The organism is Caballeronia temeraria, assembly GCF_001544795.2.
In the GTDB taxonomy this organism is placed as follows: Bacteria; Pseudomonadota; Gammaproteobacteria; order Burkholderiales; family Burkholderiaceae; genus Caballeronia; species Caballeronia temeraria.
In genome coordinates this window covers 295,842-313,537 of sequence record NZ_FCOI02000003.1, presented here as the reverse complement: position 1 = coordinate 313,537, position 17,696 = coordinate 295,842, and the positions used below count along the sequence as shown (strand labels likewise).

17 protein-coding genes are annotated in these 17,696 nt (G+C 64.0%); 6 read left to right on the top strand and 11 right to left on the bottom strand.

Annotated elements, in window-relative coordinates; genetic code table 11:
- Positions 1-12: 12 nt before the first annotated feature.
- The 3 genes from AWB76_RS06340 to AWB76_RS06330 form a co-directional block, all read right to left on the bottom strand.
- A complete protein-coding gene (locus AWB76_RS06340; RefSeq protein ID WP_061159267.1) occupies positions 13-1,374 on the bottom strand; it encodes an MFS transporter in 1,362 nt (453 codons plus the stop codon).
- 131 nt (positions 1,375-1,505) lie between these two features.
- Complete coding sequence (locus tag AWB76_RS06335; protein ID WP_061159266.1) at positions 1,506-2,381, bottom strand: glycine betaine ABC transporter substrate-binding protein; 876 nt, start codon at positions 2,379-2,381, stop codon at positions 1,506-1,508.
- A 165-nt stretch (positions 2,382-2,546) separates the two neighbouring features.
- On the bottom strand, positions 2,547-3,164 hold the full coding sequence (locus tag AWB76_RS06330) for a VC0807 family protein (protein ID WP_061159433.1): 618 nt from the start codon (positions 3,162-3,164) through the stop codon (positions 2,547-2,549).
- A 157-nt stretch (positions 3,165-3,321) separates the two neighbouring features.
- On the opposite strand from AWB76_RS06330, the gene AWB76_RS06325 reads away from it, so the two are divergent.
- Positions 3,322-5,151: an MEDS domain-containing protein gene (locus AWB76_RS06325; protein ID WP_208606538.1), complete on the top strand. Its 1,830-nt coding sequence runs from the start codon at positions 3,322-3,324 to the stop codon at positions 5,149-5,151.
- Positions 5,152-5,160: 9 nt separating this feature from the next.
- Here the strand turns inward: AWB76_RS06325 and AWB76_RS40715 are convergent, their stop codons facing one another.
- On the bottom strand, positions 5,161-5,328 hold the full coding sequence (locus AWB76_RS40715) for a hypothetical protein (RefSeq protein WP_157696068.1): 168 nt from the start codon (positions 5,326-5,328) through the stop codon (positions 5,161-5,163).
- A 121-nt stretch (positions 5,329-5,449) separates the two neighbouring features.
- Here AWB76_RS40715 and AWB76_RS06320 point away from each other — a divergent pair, with 121 nt between their 5' ends.
- Positions 5,450-5,896, top strand: a complete 447-nt coding sequence (locus AWB76_RS06320) for an SRPBCC family protein (RefSeq protein ID WP_061159265.1) — start codon at positions 5,450-5,452, stop codon at positions 5,894-5,896.
- 70 nt (positions 5,897-5,966) lie between these two features.
- Entirely contained in the window at positions 5,967-6,299 is a 333-nt protein-coding gene (locus AWB76_RS06315) for a DUF2322 family protein (protein ID WP_061159431.1), read from the top strand.
- 61 nt (positions 6,300-6,360) lie between these two features.
- Here the strand turns inward: AWB76_RS06315 and AWB76_RS06310 are convergent, their stop codons facing one another.
- The gene (locus AWB76_RS06310; protein WP_061159264.1) at positions 6,361-7,713 is read right to left on the bottom strand and encodes an MFS transporter; all 1,353 of its coding nucleotides are present in this window, start codon (positions 7,711-7,713) and stop codon (positions 6,361-6,363) included.
- 142 nt (positions 7,714-7,855) lie between these two features.
- Complete coding sequence (gene kdgD, locus AWB76_RS06305; protein ID WP_061159430.1) at positions 7,856-8,773, bottom strand: 5-dehydro-4-deoxyglucarate dehydratase; 918 nt, start codon at positions 8,771-8,773, stop codon at positions 7,856-7,858.
- Between the two features lie 201 nt (positions 8,774-8,974).
- On the opposite strand from kdgD, the gene garD reads away from it, so the two are divergent.
- A complete protein-coding gene (gene garD / locus AWB76_RS06300) occupies positions 8,975-10,567 on the top strand; it encodes a galactarate dehydratase (RefSeq protein ID WP_061159263.1) in 1,593 nt (530 codons plus the stop codon).
- A gap of 72 nt (positions 10,568-10,639) precedes the next feature.
- Here garD and AWB76_RS06295 read toward each other — a convergent pair whose 3' ends face one another.
- Positions 10,640-11,434 carry an SDR family NAD(P)-dependent oxidoreductase gene (locus AWB76_RS06295; protein WP_061159262.1) on the bottom strand — a complete coding sequence of 265 codons (795 nt, stop codon included), beginning with the start codon at positions 11,432-11,434 and terminating at the stop codon, positions 10,640-10,642.
- A 120-nt stretch (positions 11,435-11,554) separates the two neighbouring features.
- Between AWB76_RS06295 and AWB76_RS06290 the strand changes: the two genes are divergently transcribed.
- Both AWB76_RS06290 and AWB76_RS06285 read left to right on the top strand, forming a co-directional pair.
- Positions 11,555-12,502 (top strand): GlxA family transcriptional regulator, encoded by a 948-nt coding sequence (locus tag AWB76_RS06290; protein WP_061159429.1) that lies wholly within the window; start codon positions 11,555-11,557, stop codon positions 12,500-12,502.
- Between the two features lie 34 nt (positions 12,503-12,536).
- Positions 12,537-13,769: a Zn-dependent hydrolase gene (locus tag AWB76_RS06285; protein WP_061159261.1), complete on the top strand. Its 1,233-nt coding sequence runs from the start codon at positions 12,537-12,539 to the stop codon at positions 13,767-13,769.
- On the opposite strand, the gene AWB76_RS06280 is transcribed toward AWB76_RS06285, so the two are convergent.
- The 4 genes from AWB76_RS06280 to AWB76_RS06265 all read right to left on the bottom strand — a co-directional run bounded on the left by AWB76_RS06280 (position 13,766) and on the right by AWB76_RS06265 (position 17,694).
- Positions 13,766-14,335 (bottom strand): RBBP9/YdeN family alpha/beta hydrolase, encoded by a 570-nt coding sequence (locus tag AWB76_RS06280; RefSeq protein WP_061159260.1) that lies wholly within the window; start codon positions 14,333-14,335, stop codon positions 13,766-13,768. The genes AWB76_RS06285 and AWB76_RS06280 overlap by 4 nt on opposite strands.
- Before the next feature lie 19 nt (positions 14,336-14,354).
- Positions 14,355-15,659: an MFS transporter gene (locus AWB76_RS06275; protein WP_244173251.1), complete on the bottom strand. Its 1,305-nt coding sequence runs from the start codon at positions 15,657-15,659 to the stop codon at positions 14,355-14,357.
- A 63-nt stretch (positions 15,660-15,722) separates the two neighbouring features.
- Positions 15,723-16,778 (bottom strand): beta-keto acid cleavage family enzyme, encoded by a 1,056-nt coding sequence (locus tag AWB76_RS06270; RefSeq protein ID WP_061159258.1) that lies wholly within the window; start codon positions 16,776-16,778, stop codon positions 15,723-15,725.
- 67 nt (positions 16,779-16,845) lie between these two features.
- A complete protein-coding gene (locus AWB76_RS06265; protein WP_061159257.1) occupies positions 16,846-17,694 on the bottom strand; it encodes a TauD/TfdA dioxygenase family protein in 849 nt (282 codons plus the stop codon).
- Positions 17,695-17,696 lie beyond the last annotated feature (2 nt).

Sequence of the window (17,696 nt, the reverse complement as noted above, 5' to 3'; positions counted from 1 at the left end):
GCTTATTTCCGTTCAGATGGTTCGTTTGATGGCGCGCTCGACGGCCGCGCCATTGCCTGCATTCGCGTGTGCCGAGCCTGCTTCCTCCAGCGCGGTCTTCGACGTTTCGCGCAGCGAGAGCCCGCCGATCATCGCGAAGATCGATACTGCGATCAGGTAATACGCCGGCGACAGATTCGAGCCCGTCTCCGAGATCAGCCAGGTCGCGACGAGCGGCGCCGTGCCGCCGAAGATCGTGTACGCGAGGTTGTAGGTGATAGCGGATGCGGTGTATCGCGTCTTCGTCGCGAAGACTTCCGACAGCAGCGGCGCCGTCACGACGCCCGACAGCACGGCGCCCACGGCGAGAAGCGCAACGCCGATCAACGAGTGAGACAGATCGCCCGATCCGCCGAGCGCGAAAGCCGGATACACCGACGCGATGATGAAGATGCAGGTCGTCGCGATGGTCGTGCGGCGGCCCACGAGGTCGGAGAAGAAGCCGGCGAGCGGGCACAGCGCAGCGGCGAAGAAGAGCGCGAGCACGGTCACGAGCAGCGAAGTGCCGCGAGACAAGTGTCCGGCGACCTGCATGTAAGTCGCGAAGTACGTCGTGAACGTGTAGAAGGATAGCGCCGTGACGGAGACGAATGCGCCGAGCTTCAGGATGTTGCCGGACTGCGAATGCAAGGTTTCCATCAGCGGCGCATGCGCGACTTCCTTCTTTCCTTCGAGCGCCTTGAACGCCGGCGTCTCATGCAGATTCACGCGCAGATAGACGCCGATGAGACCGACCGGCGCCGCGATCAGGAACGGCACGCGCCAGCCCCAGTCGACCATCGCCATGGAAGACAACGACGATTCGAGCGCATAGGCGACGACTGCCGCGCACGCGAACGATGAGAACGTGGACACCGGAACGAAGCTGCCGAAGAACGCGCGACGGCGGCGCGGCGCATGCTCCATCACATAGGCGCATGCGCCCGCATACTCGCCGCCAGCGGAAAAGCCCTGCACGCAGCGGATGATCGTGAGAAGCAGCGGCGCCCAATAACCGATGCTCGCATAAGTCGGCAGCAGCCCGATCAGCGTCGTGGCGCCGGCCATCATCAGGATGGTGAAAGCGAGCGTGCGTTTGCGGCCGATGCGATCTCCGCTGACACCGAAGAAGAGGCCGCCGAGCGGGCGAAATGCGAAAGCCACCGCGAAAACCGCGAACGTCTTCAGGAGCCCGACGGTCGGATCGCCGCTCGGGAAGAACTCGCGAGTCAGAATGGTCGCGAGAAAGCCATAGGCCGCGAAATCAAACCATTCGACGAAATTTCCGATGGATGCCGCGGCGATGACACGTCTGAGCGTCCTGGTATCGACTTCCTGCGCTGCTTGGTTTGGCATGGTCCTTTACCCCTTTCGCGTGTCGGTTTGCGTCCGAATTGAAAGGAGCGTAAGTGCTCAAATTACTTAGGTCCATACGTGTCAATTACCTAGGTAATTGGCGGCCGGCGCGGCCGCCAAGCGCCCAGCATTTATTGCTGAAGCCAGGCCTGCACCTTCTCCGGATGGCTGTCGACGAATTTCTTCGCTGCCGCGCTCCAGTCGTTCGACGCGTTGCCGTCGAGTTCGATCGATTCGACATCGGCGAGCGTCAGCTTGAAGTGGCGGATGAAGACGTTCGCGCGCGGAAATTTCCCCGCGAACTGCTTGGAGGCGAAGCCATGAATCTGCTCGTCGCCGCCCAGCACGCCTTTCGGGTCCTTCAGATAGCGCATCTTGTACTTCTGCCAGAGCCAGTGCGGGCTCCAGACGGTCGCGACGATCCAGCTCTTCGACTGATACGCGCGCGACACGGCGGTCAGCATGCCGGCCTCGCTCGCGCGAATCAGGTTATAGCCGGCGAGGTCGTATTCCTTCATCGCCTTTTCCGACGCGACCATCTCTCCCGCACCCGGTTCGATGCCCTGAATCGTGCTGTTCATCTTGGTCTTGACATCGGGCTTGTTCAGATCGCCGATCGCCGCCACTTCGCTTTCCGGCACGTAATCCGGCACCGCCCAGCCGATCTTCGCGCCCGAATAGATGACGCCGAGATCTTCCATATCGTTCTTGAAGCGCGCGTAATAGGCCGCGTGCGTGACTGGAAGCCAGGCGCCGAGCATCAGATCCACGTCGCCGCGCGCGATGCCCTGAAACTGAATGCCGAGGTCCGCGGTCGTCAGCGTGACGGGCTGTTGCAGCTTCGTTTCCAGCACGTATTTCGCGGTGTAGACGACCGCTTGCGTATCGGCCCAGTTGGCTAGCGTGATCTTGATCGGCTCGACGGCGTTGGCGCTCAGCGCGATCGAGACAGCGGAGACTGCGACGGCAGTCTTCATGACAAAGCTTACGGACAAGGCATTCTTCATTCGAGGTTCCTTGTATCGGTTGTTCCGATGACGACCGGGCGCGATCGATTCTCCTGATCTATGAGCGCAGTTATCGGCGAACGCGAATGCAGCGGCGCCAGCCGATGTCTGCAAGCGCAGTATTCGGGCGTATTGAAGTGCCGTCAACGTTCGTTACCTTTTTGTTCATGGCTGCTGCCGCTTGATGTACAGGCGTCGATAGAGCATGGTCCAGAGCGTGAGTCCGCCATAAACCGCGTATCGGAGCCACGTCGAGAACCGGCCGGCGTCCGGTTCGATCAGCGCAAGCGCGATCCAGAGACGCGCGAGATTTTCGCCGACGAGACCGATGCCCCAGACGACGGTCATCAGCCGGATGGATCTCGCGAGCGCCGGATTCGATTGCCATCGTGCGTCGAATTCCGTTTCGCGGCCTTGCGCTTCGCGCGACATCGTCGAGCGCGCAAGGTAGTACACCAGCGGCCGCTCGAGAAAGAGCGAGAGCAGAAACAGCACGCCGATGATGCCGCTCACCGCAGGCTCGCGCGCTTCGCCCATCCAGCGCGCCGCGCCCGACAGCAGGACCATCAGCGACATGGCGATGCCCGCCAGCACGATCGCGCTCAACGCGTCGAAGTGCCTGAAGCGCACCACGTCGAAGACCATCCACGCGACGAGCGGAACAGCCGAAGCGATGAGCGCGTCCACCACGCCGAACTGGCCGAGCGTGATTCGATACGCGAGCGCGGGCAGCGCCACGTTGACGACGAACGCGAGTCCATAACGTGCGGAGGGGATCTTCATCGCAATCTCCGGGCGGCGTCGCGGGAAAAGGAGCGATTCGCGTGCATGCGGCATGCCATTGAAGGATAATGCGTCAGTCAATCGTGACGCACCGAAACTGCGCCGCGCTTTCGATTCCCCGCCCGATTCCGGCGCGCGATCACGTCATCCAGATGCCATGCGAGCACTCGACGAGCAAAGTCATGCCCCTTCCGGCATCCCTGCGCTGCCTTCCATCACGTGGGGAAGTCACATCGGCCAGCTCTTCGGCTCGGGCGCGGACCTGCACGATACGCTCGTGCCTTACTTTCGCGCGGGGCTGGAGAACAACGAGCGCTGCCTGTGGGTGACGGACGCGCCCTTTAGCGCCGACGAAGCGCGCGCGGCCTTGCGCGCGGTCGTTCCCGATCTCGAATCGCGCGAGGCGTGCGGCCAGATCGAGATCCAGGATAGCGCGGCGTTCTACAAAAACGGTGAGCCGTTTCGCCCGGCGGCGCTCGTCGCGGGACTCGTGCAGCGCGAGCGCGACGCGGTGTCGGCGGGCTATCGCGGCCTGCGCACCAACGGCAACTGCGCGTGGGTGGGCCAGACGCACTGGAACGCGTTTCTCGACTATGAATCGCAAGTGCAGGACGCGGTGCGCGGCCGGCGTCTGATCTGCATGTGCAGTTATCGTCATGATGCGATCGACGGCGATGAAACGCGGGACGTCCTCGACCGCCATCATCTCGTGCTGCGCAACACACGAAGCTCACAGCCGCGCACGGCCCTATGCGATGCGAACGCGCCGGGCATCGCACGCCTGCCTCAGGAAACGCGCATCGGCGAGCCGATTGGCGACTTCCAGGAAGACGTGGATGCCATTCAGGCGATCGCCGCCGTGCCCACGATTTTGCAGGTCATCTGCCGCACGACGGGCATGGGCTTCGCTGCAATCGCGCGTGTGACGCCGCAGCGCTGGGTGTGCCTTGCCGTGCACGACGAAATCGGTTTCGGCCTCAAGCCCGGCGGCGAACTGAGCGTGGCGACCACGCTGTGCCACGAAGTGCGCCAGGCGCGCGATGTCGTGGCGATAGACCATGTCGCCGAGGATGCGCGATACCGCCATCACCACACGCCCGCGCGCTACGGCTTCCAGAGCTATATCTCGATGCCGGTCTTTCTGCGCGACGGCAGCTTCTACGGCACGCTCTGCGCAATCGATCCGAAACCCGCGAAGGTGACCGATCCCGCGGTGATCGGCATGTTCCGCATGTTTTCGGATCTCATCGCGTATCACATCGAAGCAGAAAAGCATCTGGCCAAGGCGCAGGCCGATCTCTCCGACGCGCGCCTCGTGAATGGCCTGCGCGAGCAGTTCATCGCGGTGCTGGGCCACGATCTGCGCAATCCAATGGCCGCCATTTCCGCCGGCGCGACGCTCCTGCGCATGAGCGGACTGGGCGAGCGCGAGCGCGCCATCTCCGATGCGATCTCGCGCAGCGCGACGCATATGACCGCGCTCATCGACGATATCTCTGATCTGACCCGTGTGCGGCTCGGCAGCGGCATCACGCTGCGGCGGACGCGCGAGGGACTGGAGCCCGCGCTGCAACATGCCGTCGAGGAAATGCGGCTTGCTTATCCGCGTCGCCGGATCGAGACCGCGATTTCGCTCGCGCATCCGGTCGAGGCCGACCCGGTGTATGTCGCGCGGCTGCTGTCGAATCTTCTCAAGAACGCCCTGATTTACGGCTCGCAAACGGAACCGGTCAGCGTGACGATATCGGCGGACGACGATTTCGTTTTGTCGGTCAGCAATGCGGGCCCGCCCATCGCCGACAGTCTGAAGGCCGGCGTGTTCTCGCCGTTCACGCGCGGCGCGGGGCCCGACGACCATCCGGGACTCGGGCTCGGGCTTTTCATCGTCGCGGAGATCGCGCGGGCGCACGGCGGCTCGATCGATCTGACGTCCACCGACCACGCGACGACCTTCACCTTCCGCATGCCGCTCGCGATCGATCGATAGCCGCGAGCCTCAACGCGGCAGCGCCGATCTTGCGATTTCGCTGGCGCTGTCCATTTGCTCCACGTGCCAGCACTTGTCGATCAGCGCGTGCGTTTGTTCGGGCGTGAGGATGCGTTTCGCGAGATCCGAGAACGTCTCGGATTCCTTGAAATGGCACAAGTTCGAATCGGCGAGCAAGTATCATTGCGCGGAATAAAGGAGACCGAGGGTTTTCCCGATCCCTTTGCATGTCGATTCAAGCTTCGATGCATCGTCGTAGAGATGTGTCCAATTTCTCTAAGCGAAAGGAGAGCACAGTATGGCTACCGGAACCATCCGACTTCACCGCGTATTGCGCACGACGCCCGAGCGTCTCTATCGTGCGTTCCTCGAACCGGATGCGATAGCGAAATGGCTTCCGCCCTACGGCTTCACGTGTCAGGTCCACCACATGGATGCGCGTCCGGGCGGAACGCACAAGATGTCGTTTCGCAACTTCGGCACGGGCAATGGCCACTCGTTCGGCGGCGAGTACGTCGAACTCGTGCCTCACGAGAAGATCCGCTACACGGACCGCTTCGACGATCCGAATCTGCCCGGCGAAATGCAGGTCACCGTGACGCTGAAACAGGTCGTCTGCGGCACCGAGTTGAGCATCGTTCAGGAAGGCGTGCCGGAAGTCATTCCGGTGGAGATGTGCTATCTCGGCTGGCAGGAATCGCTCGAGCAACTGGCGCGGCTCGTGGAACCGCAGATTCCCGACTGACGACTGATCGGCCAAGTGATCGGATAAGATTGGCGCCCCGCATATCAATTCATAACGTGGAGTGCTTTTCGTGATCCAGCCGAGCAGCGTATTCAAGGATAACCTCGCCCAATTGCCCGCCATCGACGGCATCGAGCGTATCGATCTCGTCGACGGCAAAGGCGGCGTGGTCGCGAGCATCGAGAACAAGCCGGGCAAGCAGGGCTCGCTCGCCGTGTACAACTATCTGAAGCAGGCCTTCGGCGCGCTCGACGCGAACGCTGCCGAGCATGGTCTTGCCGTGTTCGCCGAACATACCGCCGATGCGCGCAATCGCCCGGGCGCGCATCCGAATGTGGATCGCCTGCTCGCGATCGTCGATGGCGGCGAAGCGCTGCGCATCGACGTGATTCAGGCGCAATAAAGTAAAAAGCCCGTTTCGCTCATGGCGGAACGGGCTTTTTCGATTGATCGATTGCAGCGAATCAGAGCTTCAAATCGACGCGCTTGATGTCCTTGACGATCACGAGATAGCTGAAGACCGTGATCAGTGCGTTGATCCCCACGAACGCCAGCGCGCCGTTGAACGAGCCCGACTGCGCGACGAGATAGCCGATCACGATCGGCGTCACGATGCCGGCGATATTGCCGAACATGTTGAAGATCGAGCCGGACAGCCCGATGGCTTCCTTCGGCGACGTATCCGCGACCACGGCCCAGCCCAGTGCGCCGATGCCCTTGCCGAAGAACGCGAGCGACATCAGCGCGACGACGATCCAGTCGGTATCGACATAGTTGCACCCGATGATACACGACGACAGCAGCATGCCGCCGACGATCGGCACCTTGCGAGCCACGGTCAGCGATTTGCCGCGACGGATGAGGCCATCGGAGATCACGCCGCCGAGCACGCCGCCCGTGAAGCCGCAGATCGCCGGCAGCGACGCGACGAAGCCCGCCTGCAGAATCGTCATGTGACGCGCCTGCACGAGATAGATCGGGAACCACGTCAGGAAGAAGTATGTGAGCACGTTGATGCAGTATTGCGCGAGATAGACGCCTAGCAGCATCCGGTTCGTCAGCAACTGCTTCACGACCGGCCAGCCCACGCCGTTCGACTTCGCGCCCACCGCGCCGCCCGCGCGCTGATGACCATGCACGAGCCCGCCGCCTTCCTCGATGTACTCCAGTTCCTGCCGGTTCACGCGCGAATGGTCCGCCGGATTCTTCATCACGGAGAGCCACGTGAGCGCGAGCAGCAGACCCGCGATGCCCATCACGATATACACGTGATGCCAGCCGAACGCATGCGTGAGCCACGCCATCAGCGGCGTGAACACCACAGCCGCGAAATACTGCGCCGAGTTGAAGATCGCCGATGCCGTGCCGCGCTCCTTCGTCGGGAACCAGCTCGCGACGACTTTCGCATTGGCCGGGAACGCGGGCGCTTCCGCCGCGCCCATCGCGAAGCGCAGCACGAAGAGGGCGGTCACCGCCGTTGCCGCGCTGCCGAGCAGACCGATCGAGCTTTGCAGCAGCGTGAAGAGCGACCACAGGAAAATGCTCGCCGCGTACACGCGACGCGCGCCGAAGCGGTCGAGCAGCCAGCCCGCGGGCAGTTGCGAGAGCACGTACGCCCAGCTGAATGCCGAAAAGATGTAGCCCATGCGGATGGCGTCGAAACCGAATTCGGCGCGCATCGCGGAACCCGTCACCGACAAGGTCGCGCGGTCCGCATAGTTGAACGTCGTGATCACGAAGATCAGCAACAGAATGAGATAGCGCACCTTGGTGCGCTTCATGACGTCCGCGGGATTCGCGGTGCGGCTCATCGACATGGACTTCCCCTTTCGTATCGAACGTGCGAGATGCACGGAGGGCCGCTCGCGCGGCCCTCATCGGCGCAGCGACGCACGGCGGCGTTCCCTCGACGCCGTGCGCTTCCCCGCTTCGCCTGTCTCCTGCCTCCTGCCTGTGTCCTTACTGCGCGCCGAGCTTCTTGATCAGCACGTCGAGCTGCTCCAGCTCTTCCTCGGTCAGATCGGTCAGCGGCGCGCGCACCGGACCCGCGTCGTGGCCGACGAGCTTCGCGCCCGCCTTGACGATCGACACCGCGTAACCCGCACGGCGGTTGCGGATCTTCAGGTACGGCAGGAAGAATTCGTCGATCAGCTTGCCGACCGTCGCGTGGTCGTCGGCGGCGATGGCGCGGTAGAAGTCCATCGCCGTCTTCGGGATGAAGTTGAACACCGCCGACGAGTACACCGGCACGCCCAGCGCCTTGTAGGCCGCTGCGTAGACTTCAGCCGTCGGCAGGCCGCCGAGGTACGAGAAGCGCTCGCCCAGGCGGCGGCGGATCGTCACCATGTTCTCGATTTCGCCGACGCCGTCCTTGAAGCCGATCAGGTTCGGGCAGCTGTCCGCGAGTTGCTCCAGCATGTCGGCGTTGAGCTTCGAGTTCGCGCGGTTGTAGATGATGACGCCCATGTTCGGCACGGCGCGGCAGACTTCCTCGGCGTGCGCGCGGATGCCTTCCTGCGACGCTTCCGTCAGATAGTGCGGCATCAGCAGAATGCCTTGCGCGCCTTGCTTCTCGGCTTCCTGCGCGAACGCGATGGCCGTGCGGGTCGGGCCGCCCGCGCCGGCGAGGATGGGCACCTTGCCGCGGCACACTTCGGTGGCCGTCTTCACGATCTGCGAATATTCGGGTTGCGTCAGCGAGAAGAACTCGCCCGTGCCGCCCGCGACGAACAGAGCCGAAGCACCGTACGGAGCCAGCCATTCGAGGCGTTCCGCGTACGTGTCCGCGCGGAAATTGCCTTGTTGGTCGAAGTCCGTTACGGGGAAGGAGAGCAGGCCTTCGGAAACGATTTGCTTCAGTTCTTGCGGTGTCGTCATGATGTGGGTCTCGTTGGTCAGCGACCGGCGGTTGCCGAGCTTATAGGTCATCGTACAACATGGTTTGATGTCGGACAACCGATTTAGGTCATTAAATCAATGGATACGGGTAAATACTCAGCAATTGTGACGGTCTATGTTGTAGGATGACATAACTCCAAGCCGCAGCCGCGCGGCGCGTTCGCTCAAGGATTCGTCAGAATGAATCAATCCCCTCTCTATATTCGCGTCCACCCGGACGACAACGTCGCGATCGTCGTGAACGACGGCGGCCTCGGCGAAGGCGCCACGTTCGCCGACGGCCTCGTGCTGCGCGAGCGCGTGCCGCAAGGCCACAAGGTCGCGCTGAAGGATCTCGCGGAAGGCGATGCGGTCATCCGTTACAACGTGGTGATCGGCTATGCGACGAAGGCGCTGCCGAAGGGAAGCTGGATCAACGAGCACGTCACACGCATGCCGACGCCGCCCGAGCTGCACGATCTGCCCATCGCGACGATCAAGGCGCCGGACGAATCGCCGCTCGAAGGCTTCACGTTCGAGGGTTATCGCAACGCGGACGGTTCGGTCGGCACGCGCAACATCCTTGCGATCACGACCACGGTGCAATGCGTCGCGGACGTCGTGCAGCACGCGGTCACGCGCATCAAGGCCGAATTGCTGCCGCAGTATCCGAATGTCGACGATGTCGTGAGTCTCGGCCACACCTACGGCTGCGGCGTGGCGATCGACGCCCCCGACGCGATGGTGCCGATCCGCACGGTGCGCAACATCGCGCTGAATCCGAACTTCGGCGGGGAAGTGATGATGGTGTCGCTCGGCTGCGAGAAGCTGCAGCCGGAACGCCTGATGCCGCCGGGCACGATTCCGATCGCGTCGGCGTCGGCGGAAACGGAAGACGTGGCCGATATCGGCGACAACACACACGACGACAACGGCGGCACGGTCGTCTTGCAGGACGAGGCGCACGTCGGTTTCGGCTCGATGATCGAGTCGATCATGCGCATGGCCGAGACGCATCTGAAGCGCCTCAATAATCGCCGTCGCGAGACGTGTTCGGCGGCGGATCTCGTCGTCGGCGTGCAGTGCGGCGGCAGCGACGCGTTTTCCGGTCTGACGGCGAATCCGGCGGTCGGCTTCGCGACCGATCTGCTGGTGCGCGCGGGCGCGACCGTGATGTTCTCGGAAGTGACGGAAGTGCGTGACGGCGTCGCGCAGCTGACGGCGCGCGCGGCGAACGGCGAAGTGGCGCAGGCGATCATCCGCGAAATGCAGTGGTACGACGATTACCTGAAGCGCGGCGGCGCGGACCGCAGCGCGAACACGACGCCGGGCAACAAGAAGGGCGGGCTGTCGAACATCGTCGAGAAGGCGATGGGTTCCATCGTCAAGTCGGGCAGCTCGACGATTTCCGGCGTGCTGTCGCCGGGCGAGAAGGTGAAGCAGAAGGGTTTGATCTACGCGGCGACGCCCGCGAGCGATTTCATCTGCGGCACGCTGCAGCTCGCGGCAGGCATCAACCTGCACGTGTTCACGACGGGGCGCGGCACGCCGTACAGCCTCGCCGAAGTGCCGGTGCTGAAGGTCGCGACGCGTTCCGATCTCGCGCGCCGCTGGCACGATCTGATGGACGTGAACGCGGGCACCATCGCGACGGGCGAGGCGACGATCGCCGATGTGGGCTGGGAACTGTTCCGCCTGATGCTCGATGTCGCAAGCGGGAAGAAGCAGACGAAGGCGGAGGCGTTGAAGCTGCATAACGCGCTCGTGCTGTTCAATCCGGCGCCGGTGACCTGAGTCGAACGACGGCATTTGAAAGACATCACGCCCCGCTTCGAGCGGGGCGTTGTTTTTGGCGCGTCACATGCTTTATGCGACGTACCGCGCAGCCGGCGTGTTCGTCGACAACTCGGGCGCCATCGCCTGCCTTGCGGCTTCATACGCATCCCATTTCGCGCCGTCGTGCAGCGAAGGAATCGTCACGAGCTCATCGCGATCGAAGCCGACGAGCGCTGCATCGACCATATCGCCGGCCGACATCACGATCGCCTGATCGAGATTCTCGATAGGCAAACCGCCTGTCTCCCAGAAGTCGGTGGCCGTCGCGCCGGGCAGCACGGCCTGCACGCGCACGCCCTTGCCGGCCAGTTCGCGATGCAACGACTGACTGAACGCGAGCACGAACGCCTTGGTGCCGCCATACACGCCGTTGAGGATCTCCGGCGCGATGCTCACGATCGACGCGATATTGATGACCGCACCCTTGCCGCGCGCGACGAACCCCGGCACTGCCGCGTAAGTCAGACGCGTGAGCGCGGTCACGTTGAGATCGATCATGCGCGTCATCGCATCGACGTCGCTGTCCAGCAGAGGCGTATGCGTGCCGATGCCCGCGTTGTTCACGAGCAGCGTGATGCTCGCGTCCTGCTTCAGCTTCGCTTCGATGGCGGCGAGCGCGTGTCGGTCGTTCAGATCGGCATCGAGAATTTCGACGCTGCGATGCGTCTCGTTCGTGATGCGCTCGGCCAGCGCCGTGAGCCGGTCGCGATTGCGCGCGACGAGAATGAGGTCGTAGCCGCGCCGCGCGAGGCGCTCCGCATAAACCGCGCCGATGCCCGAAGATGCGCCCGTGACGAGCGCGGTGCCAAGGTAAGTCTGCGTCATGATTTCACTCCGTCCGAAAACAAGGGATTGATTGCGTGAGTGAAATTCTCGGCGAATTTGACCGTGGCGCAAATGACGTATATGGTTGTGATTCGTGACATCGCACGACAGGAAAACGGCATGCACCGCATCGGCTATTTATTGAGCGACGGCTTTCAGATCATGGCGCTCGCCTCGCAGACGGTTTTCGAAATGGCGAACGACGTCTCCGGCGAGCCGTTCTACAGCGTCGAGAACTTCTCGACGAGCGGCGGCGAAGTGCGCTCGTCGCTCGGCATGAGCGTCGGCACGCGCAAGCTCACCGCGCGCACCGCGATGGACACATGGATCGCCGCGGGCGTCACCACGCCGCTCACGATTGCGCCGCCCGCCGACGTGCTCGCGTTCCTGCGCCGCGCGGCATCGCGCACGCGGCGCATCGCGGGCATCTGCACGGGTGGCTTCGTGCTGGCCGAGGCGGGCCTGCTCGCGAATCGCCGCGCGACCACACACTGGGCCTACGCGCGCGACATGCAGCAGCGTTTTCCTGATGTGCGCGTCGAGGAGGACCGCATTTATATCGTCGATGGTCCGATCTGGACATCGGCGGGCATGACGGCCGGCCTCGATCTCGCGCTCGCAATGGTCGAGAAGGATCTGGGCGCGGATATCGCGCGTTCGGTCGCGCACAAGCTCGTGATGCATCAGCGTCGCGCGGGCGGGCAGTCGCAGCATTCGGAGATGCTCGATCTCGCGCCGAAGTCCGATCGCATTCAGAACGCGCTGAACTATGCGCGCAAGCATCTGAACCGGCCGTTGACAGTCGAGGAACTCGCGGGCGAGGCGCATCTGAGCCCGCGGCAATTCAGCCGCGTGTTCGCGCTCGAAACAGGCCAGTCGCCGGCGAAAGCCATCGAAGGATTGCGGCTCGAAGCGGCGCGTCTGATGATCGAGAAGAGCCGCCATTCGCTCGAAACCATCGCGCAGGAGACCGGTTTCCGTGACCGGCGGCATATGCGCGAGGCCTTCATGCGCGGCTTCGGCGTGCCGCCGCAGGAAGTGCGGCGCGAGGCGCGGACATCGGTGTGAACTCAGACATGAACCACTACGACAAGGACAAGCCGTGCTGAAAATCAATCCCGCCCGCCTGCTCGACGACCTCCGTCATCTGCGCACGTTCGGCGCAACGGGGCCGGGCGTCGTGCGCCTGTCGCTTTCATCGGTCGATATGGACGCGCGCCGCTGGCTCGCCGCACGCATGAACGAAGCGGGACTGGATGCGGCGATCGATGGCGTCGGCACCGTGTTCGGCCGCTCGCGCAACGCGGGTCCGGCGCTGCTGATCGGCTCGCACACCGACACGCAACCGACCGGCGGCTGGCTCGACGGCGCGCTCGGCGTCATTTTCGGCCTGGAAATCGCGCGCGCACTGGCCGAATGCGAAAAAACGCGTCACTACGCGGTGGACGTTGCATCGTGGATCGACGAGGAAGGCACGTTCTCAGGATTTCTCGGCAGCCGCAGTTTCGTCGGAGAAAACGTCGACGAAGCCGTGCGCGGCGCGCGCAATCGCGAAGGCGTGCTGCTCGGCGATGCGCTGAAGCACGCGGGACTCATCGGCACGCCGCGCGTGCGCATCGACAAGACGCGGCACAAGGCGTATCTGGAGCCGCATATCGAGCAGGGCGGGCGGCTGGAGGCGCACGGCAAGTCGATCGGCGTGGTGACGACGATCGTCGGCATCCGCGAGCTGAAGCTGCGCTTCACCGGGCAGCGCAATCACGCAGGCACGACGCCGATGTCGATCCGGCGCGACGCGGGCGCGGCGCTCGTCGCGTTCATCGCGCGCATGGACGAAGCGTTTCGCCGGATCGCCGATGCCGACACCGTATGGACGGTCGGGCGCATCGAGCTGGACCCGGGTTCGTTCAGCGTGGTGCCGGGCGCTGCCGACATGTATCTGCAATTCCGCGACGCCAGCGCCGGGCGTTTGCGCGCGATGGAAGCCGCGCTCGCCGCGCTCATCCGCGACGTCAACGCCGAAGGCAAGACCCGCGTCGCGATGACGGACAGCGAGCCGCCTGAAGAGCCCGTCGTGATGGATGCGGCGTTGCAGGCGCATATCGCGGATGCCGCCGAAGCGCTCGCGCCCGGTCAGTGGGAACGCATGCCGAGCGGCGCGTCGCACGATGCGCAGGTCATCGCGCATCATGTGCCGGCGTGCATGCTGTTCGTGCCGAGCATCGGCGGCGTCAGTCACGATTTCATCGAGGATACCGCCGAGGCGCATATCGTCCTGGGCTGCGAAGTCGCGGCGCAGGCGTCGGTGAACATACTCGAAGGCATGTCGGCTTAACGCTCGACGATCTCCGCGATGTAATGCTCCGCGTCGCGCCATACGCCGAAGCCCGACGCCGGATTCATGTGGCCCACTTTACCGAGATCGACGAGACGCGCACCCCAGTCGTTCGCCATGCCGACCACGCGTTCGAACCGCGCGAGCGGATCGTCATGGCTCGCCGCGACCGTGCACGGAAACGGCAGACGCTCGCGCGGCGTAGGCAGCCATCCGTGCAGCCTGAGTTCTTCGAGCGTCGGGTAACCCTCGGGCAAGGGTGAATCGAAATCCGGCGGCGTGACGAGCAGCGCACCCTGAATCTCGCGACGCCGACGCTGTGCCCAATGCACGGTGATCATCACGCCGGCGCTGTGCGCGACGAGCACGACCGGCCCCGAGATCTGCGACAACGCCGCATCGAGCGCGGCGACACGCGCGCTGCGATCGAGCTTGTCGCGTTGCAGCGGCGGCACGGTGCGCACATTCGGATGCGCGTTGGCGAAGTGCGTCTGCCAGTGATCCTCGACGTGATCGCGCAGACCCGGAACCATGAGAATCGTCGGGGCATTCGGTGATGCGTTCATGCTATGTATTCCTAATCGATCATTGAGCGGCCGCGTGTGGGCGCAGCGAATCGAGACGGCGCAGATCGCGCGTGTAGCGCAGCCGTCCGAGCGTGAAGGCGAGCATCGCGCCGAGGCTCACGAGCGGAATCGTCTGCAACGCGCCCAGCAGGCCGATGCGGTCCGCGAGAAAGCCCGTCACGAGCGGCCCCGGCGCCATGCCGAGCAGATTGTTCGCGAGCGTGAGCGTGGCGAATGCCGACGCGTGAATCGCGGATGGCGTGAGATTCGCGACCATCGCACCGGCCGGCCCCGATGTCCCCGCGACGACAAGCAAACCCGCGCCGAGCAGCACGAGCTGAAGCGGTCCCGCAGGCAGACGGAACGCCAGCCCGATCAACACGAAGGAGACGGCGCAATACGCGATCGCGGTGAGCCATTTGCGCGCGGGCACGCCGCGGCTCAGGCGATCCGTCGCGATGCCGCACACCACCATGCCGATGCCGCCGATCAGCACGAACACCGCCGCGCCAGCGCCGGCCTTGTCGGGCGCGAGGCCGTAGTAGCGGTTCAGATAGCTCGGCATCCACGCGAGCACGGCCGCCATGATGAAAAGCTGCAAGCCGCTGCCGATATACGCGCAAATCACCGATACCGATGAAAAGAGCGCACTGACGAGCCCGCGAAGCCCGATGCGCGTGCCGTCCGTGCGCACTTCGCGCGCCTGATTCGAGGCGATGCGCTTTTCCGTGACCGTCATCCAGTACACGGCGACGAGCACCATGCCGAAGAGCGCCATCACGCCGAACGACCAGCGCCAGCCGAAGCGCACGGCGACATAGCCGCCGAGCGCCATGCCCAGCACCGAGCCGAACGCGCCGCCGGCCATGAACGCGCCGGTGAGCGTCGAGCGCAGATGCGCCGGAAAGATGCTGAGAATGAGCGCGATGCCCACGCTTCCATACGCCGCTTCGCCGAGACCGACGATCGCGCGCGCCGCCAGCATTTCGCCGTAGTGCGTCGCGAGCGCACAGCCCAGCGTCGCGAAGCTCCAGAGCAACGCCATCAGCACGAGGCTTTTGACGCGTCCCCAGCGATCCGCGAGCACCGAAAGCGGCAAGGTGAGCAGTCCCACCATCAACGCGACGACGCTGCTCAGCGAGCCGAGCTGCGTGTCGGACAGGCCCCATGCGGCCTTCAGCAGCGGAAAGACTGCGTTGAGCACCTGACGCGACATGTAGTCGGACAGCAGCAAGCCGAAGGTCAGCGCGAACACGACCCACGCATAGCGGCGCGGGATCGTGGACGCGGCGGCATCGGATACAGCGGGGTTTGCGCAATGCAGTTCCAAAATCGTCTCCTCCGTGTTCCTTCGGCTGTGCGCCGATATGTTCTATTGCACGGATTCTTATGCTGCGCGCAGCGGCACGTTCAACTGGCCGGCGCGGCGGTTCGGGCTCATGCCGAGGCTCGCGAGCGTTTCGTCGATGCTGTCGTACTGCACGCCGATCTTGTAGATCTCGCGCGCTTCCTTGCCGCTCGCGATATCGCGGCCGAGCTCACGCGCGATACGCACGCATTGCTCGATCTGCTGCACGGAGGTCATGCGGTTGCCGCGCTGATCGATGATCGTGTCCTCGATGCCGCAGCGCGGGTGCAGGCCCATCGCCATCGCCATCGTGTTGATCGGCAGCACGTTCTTCATCAGCGATTCGAGCGTGATGCACGAGCCGTCCGGGCAGCGTCGCACGAACTCCATGAAGTTGTACGGATTGGGACCGTCGAAGCCGCCGCCGATGCCGACCCACGTCACGTTCAGCGGCCCGCGATACGCGCCGCGCCGGATGATGCGTTCGAGCGTCTCCAGCGAGTGCATGCCGGTGAGCTGGAAGTGCGGCTGGATGCCCGCGTTCTGAAGACGGCGCAGATGCTCGTCGACCCAGCCCGGACCGGCGGGCACCGTCATCTCGCGATACGCTTCCCAGTAAGCGGGCTCGGCAAGCGACGTCCCGGCGATGTCGTCGCGGTTCATGAGTTCGGTGATGTTCATCTGCACCGTGTTGATCGCGACGGTCACCTGATCCGGCGCCGGCGTGAGATCGGCGAGCATGTGACGCGTGTCGTCGGACAGCCATTTCGCGGCGGCGCCGTCGTCTTCGGGTGCGAAGGAGATCGAGCCGCCCACTTGCAGGATCATGTCGGGCACGGCTTCGCGCAGACGGCCGAGCAGTTCGTTGAACTTCGAGAGGCGCTTGCTGCCTTTGCCATCTTCTTCGCGCACATGCAGATGCAGCACCGTTGCGCCCGCGTTGTAGCAATCGACGGCCTTTTGCACGTGCTCGTCCATCGTCACGGGGATGTCTTCGGGGAAGTCGGCGGGCATCCACTCCGGCCCGTACGGCGCGACGGTGATGACGACCTTGTCCTGATTCTCGGGATGCAGCGAATCATCGAAGAATTGCATGGTGAACTCCGTTTAGGTATCCGAATTAAAGGTAATGGTCATGCCGGAAAGGAACCGGCATCGAAAGTCAGAAAGGCACGTCGCCGATGATCCCCGCGCGCTCCATCTTGCGATGGCACGGCGGGTAATCCATCACCGCGTAATGCTGCGTGCTGCGGTTGTCCCAGATCGCCATGCTGTTTTTCGACCAGCGCCAGCGCACCTGGTATTCGGGGATATAGGCCTGGCTCAGCAAATACGCGAGCAACTGTCCCGCGCCGGGATTCGCGTCCTGGCCGAAGCGCACGCGCTCGGGCGTGTGATAGTTCGTGAAGTGCGTCGTGAACGCGTTGACGAACAGCACCTTCTCGCCGGTTTCCGGATGCGTGCGCACGACCGGATGTTCGGCATCGGGAAACTGCGCCTTGAGCGCGAGGCGCTTTTCGATCGGCATGGCCGCGCCGAAGCTCGCCTCGATGCTGTGCCGCGCGCGCAGATCCGCGATCTGCTCCTTCACGTGCGCGGGCAGGTTCTCATACGCGAGGACCATGTTCGCCCACATCGTGTCGCCACCGACGGGCGGCGTTTCGACGCAGCGCAGCACGCAACCGAAGGGCGGCGCGACGCGCCATGTCGCATCCGTGTGCCACGCGTTTTCGTAGCGATCATTGGGCTGATCCGGCGACTTGTAGATACGCACGAGTCCCGGATGTTCCGGATCGCTTCCCGCGACCGGATGATCTTCCAGTTCGCCGAAGCGCCGCGCGAACGCGACATGCTCGGCGCGCGTGATCTCCTGATCGCGCAGAAAGAGCACGCGATGCGCGAGCAGCGCGGCGCGGATCTCGGCGAAGAGGGCGTCGTCGTGAATGGCATCGGCGAGATTCACGTTCGTGAGTTCGGCGCCGATCGCGCAAGTGAGTGGCTGAATACGCATGA

Excerpts from the sequence above, each read along its gene's own strand:
- AWB76_RS06340 (WP_061159267.1), bottom strand. The coding sequence starts at position 1,374 with ATGCCAAACCAAGCAGCGCAGGAAGTCGATACCAGGACGCTCAGACGT.
- AWB76_RS06335 (WP_061159266.1), bottom strand. The coding sequence starts at position 2,381 with ATGAAGAATGCCTTGTCCGTAAGCTTTGTCATGAAGACTGCCGTCGCA.
- AWB76_RS06330 (WP_061159433.1), bottom strand. The coding sequence starts at position 3,164 with ATGAAGATCCCCTCCGCACGTTATGGACTCGCGTTCGTCGTCAACGTG.
- AWB76_RS06325 (WP_208606538.1), top strand. The coding sequence starts at position 3,322 with ATGCGAGCACTCGACGAGCAAAGTCATGCCCCTTCCGGCATCCCTGCG.
- AWB76_RS06320 (WP_061159265.1), top strand. The coding sequence starts at position 5,450 with ATGGCTACCGGAACCATCCGACTTCACCGCGTATTGCGCACGACGCCC.
- AWB76_RS06310 (WP_061159264.1), bottom strand. The coding sequence starts at position 7,713 with ATGTCGATGAGCCGCACCGCGAATCCCGCGGACGTCATGAAGCGCACC.
- kdgD (WP_061159430.1), bottom strand. The coding sequence starts at position 8,773 with ATGACGACACCGCAAGAACTGAAGCAAATCGTTTCCGAAGGCCTGCTC.
- garD (WP_061159263.1), top strand. The coding sequence starts at position 8,975 with ATGAATCAATCCCCTCTCTATATTCGCGTCCACCCGGACGACAACGTC.
- AWB76_RS06295 (WP_061159262.1), bottom strand. The coding sequence starts at position 11,434 with ATGACGCAGACTTACCTTGGCACCGCGCTCGTCACGGGCGCATCTTCG.
- AWB76_RS06290 (WP_061159429.1), top strand. The coding sequence starts at position 11,555 with ATGCACCGCATCGGCTATTTATTGAGCGACGGCTTTCAGATCATGGCG.
- AWB76_RS06280 (WP_061159260.1), bottom strand. The coding sequence starts at position 14,335 with ATGAACGCATCACCGAATGCCCCGACGATTCTCATGGTTCCGGGTCTG.
- AWB76_RS06270 (WP_061159258.1), bottom strand. The coding sequence starts at position 16,778 with ATGCAATTCTTCGATGATTCGCTGCATCCCGAGAATCAGGACAAGGTC.
- AWB76_RS06265 (WP_061159257.1), bottom strand. The coding sequence starts at position 17,694 with ATGCGTATTCAGCCACTCACTTGCGCGATCGGCGCCGAACTCACGAAC.